This window comes from Caballeronia zhejiangensis (genome assembly GCF_022879815.1).
Classification (GTDB): domain Bacteria; phylum Pseudomonadota; class Gammaproteobacteria; order Burkholderiales; family Burkholderiaceae; genus Caballeronia; species Caballeronia zhejiangensis.
On the sequence record NZ_CP084285.1, the window covers coordinates 664,780 to 679,011 of the forward strand.

At 64.3% G+C, this 14,232-nt stretch carries 17 protein-coding genes; 9 read left to right on the forward strand and 8 right to left on the reverse strand.

All coding sequences use genetic code 11. From position 1 onward, the window contains the following. The first annotated feature begins 18 nt into the window (after positions 1–18). The 4 genes from LDZ23_RS24165 to LDZ23_RS24180 all read left to right on the forward strand — a co-directional run bounded on the left by LDZ23_RS24165 (position 19) and on the right by LDZ23_RS24180 (position 3,870). Positions 19–1,035: an alpha-ketoacid dehydrogenase subunit beta gene (locus tag LDZ23_RS24165; protein WP_008347157.1), complete on the forward strand. Its 1,017-nt coding sequence runs from the start codon at positions 19–21 to the stop codon at positions 1,033–1,035. Next, positions 1,035–2,159, forward strand: coding sequence for an acetoin dehydrogenase dihydrolipoyllysine-residue acetyltransferase subunit (locus LDZ23_RS24170; RefSeq protein WP_008347159.1), 1,125 nt, complete (start codon positions 1,035–1,037; stop codon positions 2,157–2,159). Before LDZ23_RS24165 ends, LDZ23_RS24170 begins: the two co-directional genes overlap by 1 nt. Positions 2,160–2,268: 109 nt before the next feature. Beyond that, positions 2,269–3,021 (forward strand): lipoyl protein ligase domain-containing protein, encoded by a 753-nt coding sequence (locus LDZ23_RS24175; RefSeq protein WP_008347161.1) that lies wholly within the window; start codon positions 2,269–2,271, stop codon positions 3,019–3,021. An 18-nt stretch (positions 3,022–3,039) separates the two neighbouring features. Beyond that, positions 3,040–3,870 carry a hypothetical protein gene (locus LDZ23_RS24180; protein WP_008347163.1) on the forward strand — a complete coding sequence of 277 codons (831 nt, stop codon included), beginning with the start codon at positions 3,040–3,042 and terminating at the stop codon, positions 3,868–3,870. 9 nt (positions 3,871–3,879) lie between these two features. Here LDZ23_RS24180 and LDZ23_RS24185 read toward each other — a convergent pair whose 3' ends face one another. The 3 genes from LDZ23_RS24185 to LDZ23_RS24195 form a co-directional block, all read right to left on the reverse strand. Continuing rightward, entirely contained in the window at positions 3,880–4,410 is a 531-nt protein-coding gene (locus tag LDZ23_RS24185; RefSeq protein WP_033535907.1) for a YMGG-like glycine zipper-containing protein, read from the reverse strand. A 50-nt stretch (positions 4,411–4,460) separates the two neighbouring features. After that, positions 4,461–4,811 carry a hypothetical protein gene (locus tag LDZ23_RS24190; RefSeq protein WP_033535906.1) on the reverse strand — a complete coding sequence of 117 codons (351 nt, stop codon included), beginning with the start codon at positions 4,809–4,811 and terminating at the stop codon, positions 4,461–4,463. A gap of 173 nt (positions 4,812–4,984) precedes the next feature. After that, entirely contained in the window at positions 4,985–5,740 is a 756-nt protein-coding gene (locus LDZ23_RS24195; protein ID WP_008347169.1) for a DeoR/GlpR family DNA-binding transcription regulator, read from the reverse strand. Positions 5,741–5,818: 78 nt separating this feature from the next. Between LDZ23_RS24195 and LDZ23_RS24200 the strand changes: the two genes are divergently transcribed. Then, a complete protein-coding gene (locus LDZ23_RS24200; RefSeq protein WP_008347171.1) occupies positions 5,819–6,406 on the forward strand; it encodes an NUDIX domain-containing protein in 588 nt (195 codons plus the stop codon). Here LDZ23_RS24200 and modC read toward each other — a convergent pair. The 3 genes from modC to modA are packed head-to-tail and all read right to left on the reverse strand — an operon-like array spanning position 6,395 to position 8,986. Next, complete coding sequence (gene modC / locus LDZ23_RS24205) at positions 6,395–7,513, reverse strand: molybdenum ABC transporter ATP-binding protein (RefSeq protein ID WP_235366168.1); 1,119 nt, start codon at positions 7,511–7,513, stop codon at positions 6,395–6,397. The two genes, LDZ23_RS24200 and modC, sit on opposite strands and share 12 nt — an antisense overlap. Positions 7,514–7,532: 19 nt before the next feature. Continuing rightward, positions 7,533–8,213, reverse strand: a complete 681-nt coding sequence (gene modB / locus LDZ23_RS24210) for a molybdate ABC transporter permease subunit (RefSeq protein ID WP_008347175.1) — start codon at positions 8,211–8,213, stop codon at positions 7,533–7,535. 8 nt (positions 8,214–8,221) lie between these two features. After that, complete coding sequence (modA, locus tag LDZ23_RS24215) at positions 8,222–8,986, reverse strand: molybdate ABC transporter substrate-binding protein (RefSeq protein ID WP_008347177.1); 765 nt, start codon at positions 8,984–8,986, stop codon at positions 8,222–8,224. Between the two features lie 304 nt (positions 8,987–9,290). Between modA and LDZ23_RS24220 the strand changes: the two genes are divergently transcribed. The 4 genes from LDZ23_RS24220 (at position 9,291) to LDZ23_RS24235 (ending at position 12,404) form a co-directional block, all read left to right on the forward strand. Then, entirely contained in the window at positions 9,291–10,088 is a 798-nt protein-coding gene (locus LDZ23_RS24220; protein WP_008347178.1) for an enoyl-CoA hydratase/isomerase family protein, read from the forward strand. A gap of 18 nt (positions 10,089–10,106) precedes the next feature. After that, a complete protein-coding gene (locus LDZ23_RS24225) occupies positions 10,107–10,784 on the forward strand; it encodes a glutathione S-transferase family protein (protein WP_008347180.1) in 678 nt (225 codons plus the stop codon). 123 nt (positions 10,785–10,907) lie between these two features. Continuing rightward, entirely contained in the window at positions 10,908–11,090 is a 183-nt protein-coding gene (locus tag LDZ23_RS24230) for a hypothetical protein (protein WP_008347182.1), read from the forward strand. Between the two features lie 270 nt (positions 11,091–11,360). Next, positions 11,361–12,404: a PDDEXK nuclease domain-containing protein gene (locus tag LDZ23_RS24235; protein ID WP_008347183.1), complete on the forward strand. Its 1,044-nt coding sequence runs from the start codon at positions 11,361–11,363 to the stop codon at positions 12,402–12,404. Positions 12,405–12,587: 183 nt separating this feature from the next. Here LDZ23_RS24235 and LDZ23_RS24240 read toward each other — a convergent pair whose 3' ends face one another. Further along, on the reverse strand, positions 12,588–12,905 hold the full coding sequence (locus LDZ23_RS24240; protein WP_008347185.1) for a c-type cytochrome: 318 nt from the start codon (positions 12,903–12,905) through the stop codon (positions 12,588–12,590). Further along, positions 12,902–14,170: a PQQ-dependent sugar dehydrogenase gene (locus LDZ23_RS24245; RefSeq protein ID WP_034472221.1), complete on the reverse strand. Its 1,269-nt coding sequence runs from the start codon at positions 14,168–14,170 to the stop codon at positions 12,902–12,904. The genes LDZ23_RS24240 and LDZ23_RS24245 overlap by 4 nt, the downstream gene beginning before the upstream one ends. Between the last annotated feature and the right edge of the window lie 62 nt (positions 14,171–14,232).

The window sequence follows — 14,232 nt, forward strand, 5'->3', positions numbered from 1 at the left end:
TTCGAGGAGACAAACACCATGGCCCGCAAACTGAGCATGAAGATGGCGATCAACGAAGCCATCGATCAGGAAATGACGCGCGATCCGAGTGTGATCGTGCTGGGTGAGGACATCGTCGGCGGCGCAGGCGCGGACGGCGAGAAAGACGCGTGGGGCGGCGTGCTCGGCGTCACCAAAGGTCTGTACGCGAAGCACGGCGATCGCCTTCTGGATACGCCGCTCTCGGAATCGGCATACGTGGGCGCGGCGATCGGCGCGGCGGCGTGCGGCATGCGTCCGGTCGCGGAGCTGATGTTCATCGACTTCATGGGCGTGTGTTTCGACCAGATCTTCAATCAGGCGGCGAAGTTCCGCTACATGTTCGGCGGCAAGGCGGAAACGCCCGTCGTGATCCGCGCGATGGTCGGCGCGGGCTTTCGCGCGGCCGCGCAGCATAGCCAGATGCTGACCTCGCTGTTCACGCACATTCCGGGGCTGAAGGTCGTGTGCCCGTCGACGCCCTACGACACGAAGGGATTGCTGATTCAGGCGATCCGCGACAACGATCCGGTCATTTTCTGCGAGCACAAGAATCTCTACGGCTTCGAAGGCGAAGTGCCCGAGAACTCGTATGCGATTCCGTTCGGCGAAGCGAACGTCGTGCGCGACGGCAAGGACGTGTCGATCGTCACGTACGGCTTGATGGTGCATCGCGCGCTGGAGGCCGCCGCGACGCTCGCGAAGGAAGGCATCGAAGCGGAAGTCGTCGATCTGCGCACGCTGTCGCCGCTCGATCTCGATACGGTGCTGGAGACGGTCGAGAACACGGGCAGGCTCGTCGTCGTCGATGAGGCGAACCCACGCTGCAATATCGCCACGGATATTTCAGCGCAGGTCGCGCAGCAGGCGTTCGGCGCGCTGAAAGCGGGCATCCAGATGGTCTGCGCACCGCATACGCCGGTGCCGTTCTCGCCGACGCTCGAAGATCTTTACATACCGAGCGCCGCGCAGATCGCCGACGCCGCACGAAAAACCATGAAGGGAGGAAAGCACTGATGGCCGCAATCACACCGATCGTGATGCCCAAATGGGGCTTGTCGATGAAGGAAGGCACGGTCAACGAATGGCTCGTGGAGGAGGGCACGGAGATTACCGTCGGCATGCCGATCCTCGATGTCGAAACCGACAAGATCGCCAACGCCGTCGAAGCGCCCGACGCGGGTTTGCTGCGTCGGCGGGTCGCGTCGGCGGGCGATACGCTGCCGGTCAAGGCGCTGCTCGGCGTGCTCGCGCCGTCCGACGTGAGCGACGCCGATATCGACGCGTACGTTTCGTCCTACGTCACGCCCGCCGAAGATGAGGAAGCGGGCGAGGAAGCGGCGGCGTATCACTTCGTCGATGTCGATGGCATCCGCGTGCGCTACGCCTCGCGCGGCGGCGACGATGCGAGCCGGCCCGCGGTGTTGTTCATCCACGGCTTCGGCGGCGATCTCGACAACTGGCTGTTCAACCTCGATGCGCTCGCCGAAAGGAACCGCGTATTCGCGCTGGATCTGCCGGGCCACGGACAATCGACGCCTAAAGTGCCTGGAACGTCTCTGGCAGCGCTGGCCGCGTTCGTCGGCAAGTTCATGGACGCCGTGGGTCTGGAAGCGGCGCATCTCGTCGGCCATTCGATGGGCGGCGGCATCGCGGCGCAGATGGCCGTCGACCAGCCGTCGCGCGTGCAGTCCGTGTCGCTCATATCGCCTGCCGGCTTCGGCGATGAAGTGAACAATGCGTACACCGAAGGCTTCGTCACGGCCGAATCGCGTCGCGAGCTGAAACCGGTGGTCGAACTGCTGTTCGCGAATCCCGAACTCGTCAGCCGCCAGATGCTCGACGATCTCCTGAAGTACAAGCGGCTCGACGGCGTCAGCGACGCGCTGACATCGCTCAACGGCGGCTTGTTCGCGGGCGGAAAGCAGAGCGCGCTGCCGGGCGGCAAGCTGGCTGCGTCGGGCAAGCCGGTGCTCGTGATCTGGGGCGAAAAGGACCAGATCATTCCCGCCGCGCACGCGAAGCATGCACCGGAAGGCGCGACCGTTCGCGTGTTCGACGACGCCGGGCACATGAGTCAGATGGAGAAGGCCAACGAAGTCAACGCGTTGTTGAAGGAGCACGTAGGCAAGGGCGGCTGATCGCCCGGCGCGCGCCGCGGCGGAGCAGGACACCGTCGCGGCGCGCCCGCGCGTTCTTGACTACCATGTCGGGATCGCGTCTGCGTCGGCGCGTCATTCCTTCGATGCCATGCCCTTCCAACTGATCGATCCCGCCGCGCTTTCCGGCGATCCGCACGATCCGCTGCAAGCCGAAGAAGCGCTCCTCGCGCGCGCGGCCGCGGGCGATGCCGTCGCGCATGTCTGGGACGCGCCTGCATCGCTCGTCGTGCCGCGCAGCTATCAGCGTTACGCGGCGCTCGCCGACGCGCGCGAGGCTTTTGCTGCGCGCGGCTGTCCCGTGTGGCTGCGTCTGTCCGGCGGCGGTCTCGTTCCGCAGGGTCCGGGCGTGCTCAATCTGAGCCTCGCGTATCCGGTGCGCGCGCCGATGGGCGCGCTGTCCGAAACCGTCTACGTGCATCTGTGCCGGATTCTCGCCGATGCCCTCAGCTCGCTCGGCGTGCTGACGCACTGGCAGGCGGTCGAAGGTTCTTTCTGCGACGGCCGCTTCAATCTCGCCTGGGGCCCCGGCGACGACGCCCGCAAGATCGCGGGCACCGCGCAGTACTGGCGGCGCGTGCCGCACGACGACAAGGCCCAGCCGCTCTATGCGGTGCTTGCCCACGCCGTCCTGCTCGTCGATGCCGATCCGATCGAAATCAACGAGCGCGCCAACGCCTTCGAAGCGATGATCGAAAGCGGACGCCGCTACGAAGAACTGCGGATCGTGACCGTTGCGCAGGCGCTCGCCTACGAATGCTTTTCGATGCCCGCCGACCTGCGCGAGCGCGTGCGCGCGACATTGATCGAGCGCGTGAAGGATGCGTCGCCGCCGGAACAATAAAAACGCATCGAGGTGGCCATGCCGCTCAGAAGTGCTTCGAACGGGTTCTTCTTCGCGCTTTGGGTGGCCGTGTGCGCGGCCGCGCCCGAATTTCTGTGGCAAGGGCTGTTTTCGCTCTTCGGCCATTTTTCGCTGACCGATGCCGCCGCCGCGCTCCTGATCGGCGCGATTCTCGCGTTCTTCGTCGAGCCGGTGCTGGAGCGCTTGCGCGGTCTGTCCGACGCGCACGAGCCCGCCGAGAAATCTCCCGCTTTCGCCGCGTGCGAGGCGTTGAGCTTTGCGATCGTCGCCGTCTGCGTGCACGAGGCGATCACCGTGTATGTCGCAGCGAGTCACTCCAACGAGCAGGCAAGCGAGAACCTCGTGAAAGCCGTGGCGCAGGCGCTGCAATGGGCGATCACGCCGTTTTTCATCACGATTGCGTGGATGGCCGCGCGCGCGCCGTCGTGGATCGCGTGGCCGATTGCGGCGCTGTCGATCATCGTCGGTTTGCTGGTCGGCGTGATATTCGGCTGGAGCGCGCATGTGCTCGTGACGAGCGCGATTCCCACGATAGCCGTGCTGATCGCGGGATGTCTCATCGTGCGGGAACAGTGGGATGCGTTCACGTTCAGGCGCTGCGCCCGCGCGACCGGCGTGATCGCGCTCGCCTGGCTCGTGTTGACGGGCGCGCTGCAACTCGCGCTATGGCTCGCGCACGCACAGGCGTTTCGCGTGTATGAGCGATCGGAGTTCTGGAGCGACTTGCGGTTTTATATCGGCTGGGTGACGGGCTTGCTCGTGGCGCCGTCGTTCGTGCCCGATGCGCCGCTCGCCGCCGGCGGCGATGACCGGCGCGTGCGGCATTGACTCAGTCTGTCAGTAAGTTCCGGGCGGCGGCTGCCAGCCCGGCGGCGGCGGAGGCGGCGGAGGCGTGGTGGAATACGCGCCGCCGGACGGCTGAACCATGCGCGTCGAGCCGCGTACCGGCACTTTGTCGCCGGCGGCGTACATGCATTGCAGATACGCGTAGTCGTAGCGCTGCTGCACGTTGTAGCCCGATGCCTGCGATGCCCCGACGCCGAACGCGCTGCCGGTCAGAAGGCCCGCGCCCGCGCCGATGGCCGCTCCCGATCCGCCGCCGAAGGCCGCGCCCGCCGCCGCGCCGAGCGCGGTGCCGACGACCGCGCTGCCGACCGCGCTGTTGGTCGCCGCCTGATTGGCGTCCACGCCGCCGACCTGCTGAAGGGCAAACTGGCGGCAGGAGTTGTCATCGGCGCGGAACTGGTCGAACGTTTTGGTGCTGCCCGGTAGCGCCATCACACTGGGGCCGGTAGGCATCACGGTGCAGGCCGAAAGGCCCGTCACGCCGATTGCCGCCAGTAAAAGGCCAAGCCTCGAGTAGTTCATGGATTCTTGCGATTTCGCTTGGTTATCGGTTTTCAAAGTGCCGAACAGCATCAGTTCGATGGCGGCGGCGTCGCCGGAACCGGACGCCATGCGTTGGCGCATTGCTTCACGTACGGGTAATAGGCCTTCGCGGAGTCGCAGTAGTACCACATGCCTGGCTGCTGCGCGGGCGCGCCCGGATCGGCGGCGGGCTGACCCTGCTCGACGTATTGAACCGGCGCGGCAGGCTGAACGACGACGGGCGGCGGCGGATAGTAGTAATACGGCGCCGGCGCGACGGGATACGGGTAATACACGGGTCCGCCGACCCACACGCCGACGCGCGCCCAGGCGTACGCGTTGGCGGTCACGCCCGCGCTCGCGATCAGCGATAGCGCGATAAAAGCCTTCAGGCGATTCACGTCCTTCTCCAGAAAAAATGTTTGCGATGTCGATGGCACCAACGGAAATCCGACCTCCGCAGTTGACCTGACATAGCGCATCCTCGAACGCTATTCCCTTTGCCGGAGAATTTCAATTACGCGGAACGGCGCGTATTTTTCGGCGCGTTACCCGGTAACAAAGTGTCGTGAATTCATGCGCGCAGCACGGTGATTCCGGCGCGTTCGATCGGTTCGACGAGCTTCGCGTCGGCGGTTTCCTCGACGATGACCGTCTGAGCCAGATCGATCCCGCCGATCCTGTAGGCCGACGCCGCGTTGAGCTTCGCCGCCGACGCGAGCACGACGGTTTCCGCCGCGCGCGCCGCGAGCGCGCGCTTGACGTGCGCTTCCTCGAAATCGCCGGTGGTGAGGCCGGCCGTCGGATGTACGCCGGTGACGCCCATGAAATAGAGATCGGCGTGAATGTGCGACATGGCTTCGACGGCAGCGGCCCCGACCGTGACGATCGAATGCTTGTAGAGCTTGCCGCCGATCAGCACGACATCGACCGAAGCGTGCTCCGCCAGCGCCACGGCGACGCTCGGACTATGCGTGACGATCGTCGCGGACAGATTCGCCGGCAACTGACGCACGAGCAGCGCGGACGTCGTGCCGCCGTCGATGATCGCGATCTGCCCCGGCGCGATCATGTCCGCCGCTTTCTTCGCGATGCGCCGCTTCGCCTCCGATTCCATGTCCTCGCGCCGCGCGAACGGCGCGATCGCGGGCGAAGCAGGCAGCGCGCCGCCGTGCACGCGTTGCAGCAGCCCTTCGGCCGCGAGTTCGCGCAGATCGCGCCGCACCGTGTCCTCGGAAATGCCGAAGCGTGCGCTCAGTTCGGCGGCGAGCACCTGGCCGTCGCGTTTGAGGGCATCGAGAATCGCTTTCTTGCGCTGACTGGTCAACATTGTTTGCACGAAATTTCTTGATATTGCACGAAACTGCACGCTACCATGAGTTCAACAACTTGTCGAACGGGTGAACCGATGGAAACGAGCGAGCGCGTCCGCATCCTCAAAACCGAAGTGCTGTCGGACGACTGGTACGTCCTCAGAAAAGTGACTTTCGATTTTCAGCGCCGCGATGGCGTCTGGCAGCGTCAGAGCCGCGAAACCTACGATCGCGGCAACGGCGCGACGATTCTGCTGCGCGATCGCAAGACCGGCAACGTGCTGCTGACGCGCCAGTTCCGCATGCCCGCGTTCGTCAACGGACACGACGGCATGCTGATCGAGTCGCCCGGCGGCCTGCTCGACGACGCCACGCCCGAAGAGCGCATTCGCGCGGAAGTCGAGGAGGAAACGGGCTATCGCGTGCATCGCGTCGAGAAGATCTTCGAGGCGTTCATGAGCCCGGGATCGGTGACGGAGAAGCTCTATTTCTATGTCGGCGATTACGACAGCTCGATGCGCGTTTCGGACGGCGGCGGCGTAGAGGAAGAGGGCGAGGAAATCGAGACGATCGAAGTCCCGCTGCAAACCGCCATGCAGATGATCGAGCGCGGCGAAATCATGGACGGCAAGACGATCATGCTGCTGCAATACGCCGCGCTCGAGGCGCGTTCACGCGAGTAGCGACACCGTTTTCACCTGCGCCCACAGGCGCATGCCTTCGACGATGCCTAGCCGGTCCAGCGAATAACGCGTGACGCGCGCGAGCAGCGGCGAGCCGTCGACGTCGAGCCGCACCACGGCTTGCGACGGATGGGCGTCCTTCGCGATGCCGATCACCGTCGCGGGCAGCACGTTCAGCACGCTGCTGCGCTCGTGCTCGTGCGTGCCGGTGACGAGACTCACGTCGCGCGCCTTGATGGCGACGCGCATCGTCTTGCCGCAGGACAAAGGCGTATGCACGACGGCGAGCTTCGCGCGCGAGCCCGGCAGCGCGAGCGTGAGCAGGCCGTACTTGCTGTCGTATCCGTCGACGATTCCCTCGAACACGACCGATGCGTCGTCGGCCATTGCGAGCGGCAGATCGAGCCGCGCGAGCGTATCGGCGATCGGCCCGCTCGCAAGCGCACGGCCGCCTTCGAGCAGCACGAGATGATCCGCGAGGCGCGCGACTTCTTCGGGCGCGTGGCTCACGTAGATCACGGGAATGTCGAGTTCATCGTGCAGGCGTTCGAGATACGGCAGGATTTCCTGCTTGCGTTTTTGATCGAGCGACGCGAGCGGTTCATCGAGCAAAAGCAGACGCGGACTCGTCAAGAGCGCCCGCGCGATGCCCACGCGTTGCCGTTCGCCGCCTGACAATCCGGCCGGCATGCGCTCCAGCAGATGCGCGATGCCGAGCAATTCCGCCGCCTGCGACAGATCCACGCGCCGCTCTGCCGACTTCACGCGCTCCAGCCCGAAGCGCAGATTCTTCTTCACGCTCAAGTGCGGAAAGAGGCTCGCTTCCTGAAAGACGTAGCCGAGCGGGCGCTTGTGCGTCGGCAGAAAAATGCGGCGCTCGGTGTCGAGCCAGACTTCGCCGTTGACGACGAGCCGCCCGGCGCGCGGCCGCGCGAGTCCCGCGAGACAGCGCAGCAGCGTGGTTTTTCCGGAGCCGGAATGGCCGAAGATCGCGGTGACGCCGCGACCGGGCAGCGCGAGATCGATATCGAAGGCGAAACCCTCGTGCTCGACGAGAAAGCGCGCTTCGATGGCTTCGTCGGAACGGGTATGCGCGCGGTCGAGCATCGCGCGTTGATAAGTGAGTTCAGACATGAGCCGTGACGGAACGTCGGCCGGAGTAGAGCAGCAGAAGAACGACGAACGAGAATATCACCATGCCGCCCGCGAGCCAGTGCGCCTGCGCGTATTCGAGCGCCTCGACGTGATCGAAGATCTGCACGGACACGACGCGCGTGCGCCCCGGAATATTGCCGCCGATCATCAGCACGACGCCGAATTCGCCGACGGTATGTGCGAAGCCGAGAATCGTCGCCGTGACGATGCCCGGCCGCGCGAGCGGCAGCGCCACCGTGAGAAACGTGTCCCACGGACCGGCGCGCAATGTCGCGGCGGCTTCGAGCGGACGGCGCCCGATCGCTTCGAACGCATTCTGCAGCGGCTGCACGACGAACGGCATCGAATAGATCACCGAGCCGACGACGAGCCCCGTGAACGTGAACGGCAGCAAGCCGATACCGAGCGCCTGCGTGATCTTGCCGACATAACCGTTCGGCCCCATCAGCACGAGCAGATAGAAGCCGATGACCGTCGGCGGCAGCACGAGCGGCAGCGCCACCACCGCGCCGACGACGCCCTTCAGTTTCGAACGCGTATGCGTGAGCCACCACGCGATCGGCGTGCCGACGACGAGCAGGAGCACCGTTGTCAGCGACGCGAGTTTGAGCGTCAGCGTAATAGCCTGGAGATCGGCGCTATCGAGCGGCATCGGCGAAATTAGAGTTGATAACCGTAGGACTTGATGACTTCGGCGGCCTTCGGACCCTTCAGGTACTCGATGAACTGCTTCGCGACCGGATTGTCCTTGCCCTTGTTCAGGATAACCGCGTCCTGTTTGATTGGCTCGTGGAGGTTCGCCGGCACGATCCACGCCGAGCCGCTCGTGACCTTGCCGTTCTTGTAGATCTGCGACAGCGCGACGAAGCCGAGCTCCGCGTTGCCGGTCGCGACGAACTGCTGCGTCTGTGAAATGTTCTGGCCTTCGACGACCTTGGGCTTGATTTCTGCTGCGAGGCCGAGCTTGTCGAGCGTCTGATAGCCGGCGAGACCGTACGGCGCGGCCTTCGGGTTCGCGATCGCGATGTGCTTGAACGCGTTCTTCTTCAGCACGTCGCCTTTATCGTCGACGTAGCCGTCTTTCGCGGACCACAGCGCGAGCGCGCCCGTCGCGTAGGTGAAGCGGCTGCCGGGCACGGTCGCGCCTTCGCTGTCGAGCTTGGCGGGCGTGGCGTCGTCGGCGGCGAGGAACACTTCGAACGGCGCGCCGTTCTTGATCTGCGCGTAGAACTGACCCGTCGCGCCGAACGATGCGACGACCTTGTTGCCGGTGTCTTTCTCGAAGTCGGCGGCGATCGCCTGCACGGGCGCCGTGAAGTTGGCCGCGACCGCGACCTGCACTTCGCCGGCCAGCGCGGATGCCGAAGCAATGCCCGCAGCGAGCGGAACGAACGCGCAAAGCAAAGCGCGCAGAATACGAGTCATCACGTAAAGCTCCTTGAACCGAGTTGAAATTCTGCTTATGGAACGACTTCAGGCGGCGCGTTGGAGGCCGCGAGCGTGTGGCCGTAGGGTCCGGCGAGCACCGTAATATATACGAGTATATTGCGTCGGTGCATGGGTTTCGGCGCGACTCGTCGGATGATTGTTTGATGGACTCATTGTGAGTGACACTCAAAAATATGAGTTGACCGTTTTCATGTTTTCCGATGAAACTGATCGCCGAAAGGTAAATTGCCAGCCACGATGAACTGAGCCGCGCTCAATTCGAGCGCGCAGGAGACGAAGCATGACCGACGCAACGAATCTGCAACGCCTGAAGCTCGGCATCGAAGGCCACGTCGCGCGCGTGACGCTCGATCGCCCCGACGTGCGCAACGCCTTCGACGACGCGACCGTCGTCGAGCTGACCGCCGCCTTCCGCGCGCTCGACGACGACGCCAACGTGCGCGTTATCGTGCTTGCCGCGAACGGTCCGGCATTCTGCGCGGGCGCCGATCTCAACTGGATGAAGCGCATGGCGGGCTATTCGGAAGCGGAAAATCGCGCCGATGCGCTCGGTCTCGCCACCATGCTCAACACGATTTACGCCTGCTCGAAGCCGGTCATCGCGCGTGTGCAGGGCGACGCCTACGCGGGCGGCATGGGACTCGTCGCCGTGTGCGATATCGCGGTCGCGGCGGACACGGCGCACTTCTGTCTCTCCGAAGCGAAGCTCGGCCTGATGCCCGCGACGATCGCGCCGTACGTGGTCCGCGCGATGGGTGCGCGCGCGGCGCATCGCTATTTCGTGACGGCCGAGCGCTTCGATGCCGCCGAAGCGCTGCGTCTCGGTTTCGTGCACGAAGCCGTCGCCGCCGATCAGCTCGATGCGCGCGTCGAAGCGATCGCCGCGAGCATCGCCGTGAACAGTCCGAACGCCGTGCGCGAATGCAAGAAGCTCGTCGCGGATTTCGCGGGCAAGGAGATCGACGAATCGTCGATCGGCGAGACGGCGGAGCGCATCGCGCGCATCCGCGCATCGGACGAAGGGCGCGAAGGCGTGCGCAGCTTCCTCGAGAAGCGCAAGCCGTCCTGGCTCGTTTGAAGCACCGGAGGAATCGACGTGATTACGCTGCATCACTGCGTGAGCGCGCGCTCGTTCCGGCCGCTGTGGGCGCTGGAAGAAATCGGCGTGCCGTATGAACTGAAGATGCTGCCGTTTCCGCCGCGCGTGTTCGCGCGCGGTTTCAAGGACGTGAATCCACTCGGCACGATTCCGGCGCTCACCGACGATGCGGACGACGCGCTTTTCATGACCGAATCGTCGGCGATCTGCCAGTATCTGGCGGCGCGCTATTCGCCGGGCGCGCTCGATGTCGCGCCGCACGAGGCCGATTTCGGCCGTTATCTCAACTTCGTGCATTTCGGCGAAGCGACGCTCACGTTTCCGCAGACGCTCGTGCTTCGCTACGCGCATCTGGAGCCGCCGGAGCGGCTGCAGCCGCAGATCGTCGAGGATTACGCGCGCTGGTTCCACGCGCGTCTGCGCACGCTCGCGCCGCTGCTCGACGCGCAGCCGTATCTGTGCGCGGGGCGTTTCACGGCGGCGGACATTTCCGTCGGCTACGCGCTGATGCTCGCGGAATTGCTGGGGCAGAGCGCGCACTTCGCGCCATCGATCGCGGAATACTGGCGGCGTCTGCGCGAACGCGAAGGCTTCGTCCGCGCGCTCGAGGCGCAGGAAGCCGCGGCGCTCGCGCAAGGCGTATCGACGACGGCGTCGCCACTGCTGCGTCCGTAGTTACCCTCCTTCACGTCCCCCCGTCCGTAGGGCTGTGCGAAGCGCCGCGCAGCCGTACTCTTCACATCACGCGCTGACGTTCACGCGCGCCGATTCAGAGAGTCTTACTTGACGAGGTTGGCGATGATCGTTCTTTCCTGGTTCCTGTCGGTTGTCCTTGCGCTGCTCGCGACGGCCACCATTGCGATGGCGCTGCCGACATCCCCCGCGGACGAACTGAACGCCACCGCGCCGCAATCGATTTTCAGCATCGAGATGAATCGCTTCGACGCGGTGCTCGCGTCGTGCATGCCGAATGTCGACTGAAGACGACGACGACGACGGCGGCGCGCGCGGGGCGCGTCGTTGGGCGGCGGAAGTAAGTGTTGTCGAATCAATGCGTTGCAGCAAAATCTGAAACGATATCCACAGGCTTGTGCCCAGTTTCTGTGGACAACATAAAGCATCGAGGCCGAAGAGCCTGGGAAGATAACCCCAAGCCAGGCGCCACGGGCGCGTCAGGAGACCAACCGACGCAGCAGCAGAATCCGCCGATAATGACGGTTCCACGACAACCGGCGTCGAACCAGGAACCGCATGACCGCCAATCTTCCCAACGTCTGGGACGACGATTACCGGCGCTGGCTCGCCGAACTGAAACTGCGTGTCGAGCGCGCGCGCCAGCGGGCGGCGGCCAGCGCGAACCGGGAGCTCGTCACGCTGTATTGGCAGATCGGCCGCGATATTCTCGATCGTCAGCGGCGACAGGGCTGGGGCGCGGGCGTCATCGATCAGCTCGCGCGCGATCTGAAATCGGCGTTTCCCGACATGCGCGGCTTTTCACCGCGCAATCTGAAATACATGCGCGCGCTCGCGCAGGCGTGGCCGGACGAGGCATTCGTGCAGCAGCCTGCTGCACAATTGCCGTGGTTCCATCTCTGCACGCTGCTCGACAAGCTCAAGAATCAGGACGATCGAAGCTGGTACGCGGCGAAGGCGCTGGAGCACGGCTGGTCGCGCCAGATTCTCGTGATGCAGATCGAAACCGCCGCGCACACGCGCAGCGGCAGCGCGATCACCAATTTCGACGAGCGCCTGCCGCCGCCGCAATCCGATCTGGCGCGCGACGCGCTCAAGGATCCATACATCTTCGATTTCCTCGGACTCGCCGAAAACGCGCAGGAACGCGATATCGAACAGGCGCTCACCCAGCACATCACACGCTTTCTGCTGGAGCTGGGCGCAGGCTTCGCGTTCGTCGGACGGCAGTATCGGCTGGATGTGGGCGGCGACGAGTTCTTCATCGATCTGCTGTTCTATCACCTGAAGCTGCGCTGCTACGTGGTGGTCGAACTGAAGACGACGCCGTTCAAGCCCGAATACGCTGGCCAGCTCAATTTCTACCTCTCCGCTGTCGATGCGCAACTGAAGGCGCCCGACGATCAGCCGACGATCGGGCTTTTGCTGTGCAAGGAGAAGAACCGGCTGGTCGCCGAATATGCGCTGCGCGGCGTCGCGAAGCCGATGGGCGTCGCCGAATATCAGCTGCTGCGTGAAGTTCCGGCATCGCTGGAGACGACCCTGCCTTCGATCGACCAGATCGAGGCCGAATTGCGCGGCGACATGCCAGACGAGCGGTGAAGCGGCCAGAAAATTAGGCCAAAAAAAAGCCCGCTTCAGTTGAGCGGGCTTGAATCCACATCGGTTGAGACATGGAGGAGACAGGTGTTAGTATAAACCCTTAAGCCTCCACGTCAACACCTAAAACAAAAAAAATCGCAATCGGTAATCGACCGCAGCAAATTTGCAACACATCGGCGGCGGTCACTGCTTGCCGAGGCTGTGATAGTAGGCGGCCAGATTGGCGACGTCCGCGTCGGACAAGGTTTTCGCCATCATCGACATCATTTCGTTCTTGCGCTCGCCCGTGCGGAAATCGTTGAGCGCCTTCACGAGATATTCCTCCGTCTGCCCGGCGAGATTGGGCGCTTCCGGCAGTTTCGACATTCCGTCGATGCCATGACACGCCGCGCACGCCGTCGCCTTCGCGCGCCCGGCTTTGATGTCGCCGGCCGCGAACGACGCGGAAGCGCCCGCCGCCAGAACGCCCGCGAGCACCGCCGCCGTCAGCGCGACCCTCATTTGGCCCCCGAATACGAAATGCGATAGATCGCGCCCGCGTAGTCATCGGAGACGAGCATCGAGCCGTCTTGCAGCATCTGCACGTCGGCGGGACGGCCCATGTACTCACCGCTGCTCGTCAGCCAGCCTTCCGCGAAGACTTCCGCCTCGCCTGCGGTGCCGTCGTCCTTGATCGGCGTGAACATGATGCGCGCGCCGATCGGCTTCGTGCGGTTCCACGAGCCGTGCTCCGCAACGAAGATGCCGCCCTGATACTTCTGCGGGAACATCTTCCCGTTGTAGAACGACATGCCGAGATCGGCGGCATGCGCGGCGAACTCGACCTGCGGAAACACGAGACCCGCCGGCGGATTCTGGTCCTTGTATTCCACCGTTCGCACCTTGCCGCCGCCGTACCACGGAAAGCCGAAGTTCTCGCCGCCCTTGGTCGCGCGATTCAGCTCGCCCGGCGGGGTGTCGTCGCCCATGCCGTCGACCTGGTTATCGGTGAACCAGAGCGTCTTGTCCTTCGGATTGAAATCGAGACCGACCGAATTGCGCACGCCGTGCGCGTAGACTTCGCGGTTCTTGCCGTCCTGATCCAGACGGATGATGCCCGCGAGCCCATTCCTGTCGAGTTCGGCGAGCTTGTCTTTCGGCGGCACGTTCCACGGCTGGCCGAGCGCGATGTACAGCTTCTTGTCCGGCCCGACGCGGCAGTAGCGCGCGCCGTGATTGAAGCTTTCGAACTGCGTCGGGATCAGCTTGCCCTGCGGGACGACGACCGCCGCGGCGACATCCGGTCCGCCTTCGCCGAAGAACTGCGCCGCCGGGAAGCCGAGCACGCGGTTCTGCTCGACCACGTAGAGCACGCCGTCCGGCGAGAAGCAGACGCCATTGGGCACCTTGAACGTCACCGACGACGCAAACTGCACGACATCGCTCGCTACGCGTTGCTTGGTCCGGTCAGTCACCTGCCACACGCGATTTTTGCGGCTGCCGACGAACACGACGCCCGTCGAAGGCTCGATCGTCATCGCGCGGGCCTCGGGCACGACGGCGTATAGCTCGATTTTGAAGCCGGGCGGCAATTTGATCTGCTCGAGATTCTTGCGCAGCGCATCGGCCGTCTGGCCAGCTTGCGGAATGGTTTCCGGCGGTGCGGCATTGCCCGTCTGCCGGAAATTCGAAAGCGCGTTGATGTTGTCCTGCGCGGCGTTCGCGTGCGGCACGCAGGCGATCATCGCGCCGACGGCCAACGGCAAAAGCTTGAACGTTGCGTTCATCCGGTTTGTCTCCTGTTGTTGTTAATAACCGGAGCGGACGTTTCGGTGGCGCCGTCCGGTTC

What these genes read in the sequence shown, in the direction of transcription:
- LDZ23_RS24165 (WP_008347157.1), top strand. Translation starts at nt 19, where the DNA reads ATGGCCCGCAAACTGAGCATGAAGATGGCGATCAACGAAGCCATCGAT.
- LDZ23_RS24170 (WP_008347159.1), top strand. Translation starts at nt 1,035, where the DNA reads ATGGCCGCAATCACACCGATCGTGATGCCCAAATGGGGCTTGTCGATG.
- LDZ23_RS24175 (WP_008347161.1), top strand. Translation starts at nt 2,269, where the DNA reads ATGCCCTTCCAACTGATCGATCCCGCCGCGCTTTCCGGCGATCCGCAC.
- LDZ23_RS24180 (WP_008347163.1), top strand. Translation starts at nt 3,040, where the DNA reads ATGCCGCTCAGAAGTGCTTCGAACGGGTTCTTCTTCGCGCTTTGGGTG.
- LDZ23_RS24185 (WP_033535907.1), bottom strand. Translation starts at nt 4,410, where the DNA reads ATGAACTACTCGAGGCTTGGCCTTTTACTGGCGGCAATCGGCGTGACG.
- LDZ23_RS24195 (WP_008347169.1), bottom strand. Translation starts at nt 5,740, where the DNA reads ATGTTGACCAGTCAGCGCAAGAAAGCGATTCTCGATGCCCTCAAACGC.
- LDZ23_RS24200 (WP_008347171.1), top strand. Translation starts at nt 5,819, where the DNA reads ATGGAAACGAGCGAGCGCGTCCGCATCCTCAAAACCGAAGTGCTGTCG.
- modC (WP_235366168.1), bottom strand. Translation starts at nt 7,513, where the DNA reads ATGCTCGACCGCGCGCATACCCGTTCCGACGAAGCCATCGAAGCGCGC.
- modB (WP_008347175.1), bottom strand. Translation starts at nt 8,213, where the DNA reads ATGCCGCTCGATAGCGCCGATCTCCAGGCTATTACGCTGACGCTCAAA.
- modA (WP_008347177.1), bottom strand. Translation starts at nt 8,986, where the DNA reads ATGACTCGTATTCTGCGCGCTTTGCTTTGCGCGTTCGTTCCGCTCGCT.
- LDZ23_RS24220 (WP_008347178.1), top strand. Translation starts at nt 9,291, where the DNA reads ATGACCGACGCAACGAATCTGCAACGCCTGAAGCTCGGCATCGAAGGC.
- LDZ23_RS24230 (WP_008347182.1), top strand. Translation starts at nt 10,908, where the DNA reads ATGATCGTTCTTTCCTGGTTCCTGTCGGTTGTCCTTGCGCTGCTCGCG.
- LDZ23_RS24235 (WP_008347183.1), top strand. Translation starts at nt 11,361, where the DNA reads ATGACCGCCAATCTTCCCAACGTCTGGGACGACGATTACCGGCGCTGG.
- LDZ23_RS24240 (WP_008347185.1), bottom strand. Translation starts at nt 12,905, where the DNA reads ATGAGGGTCGCGCTGACGGCGGCGGTGCTCGCGGGCGTTCTGGCGGCG.
- LDZ23_RS24245 (WP_034472221.1), bottom strand. Translation starts at nt 14,170, where the DNA reads ATGAACGCAACGTTCAAGCTTTTGCCGTTGGCCGTCGGCGCGATGATC.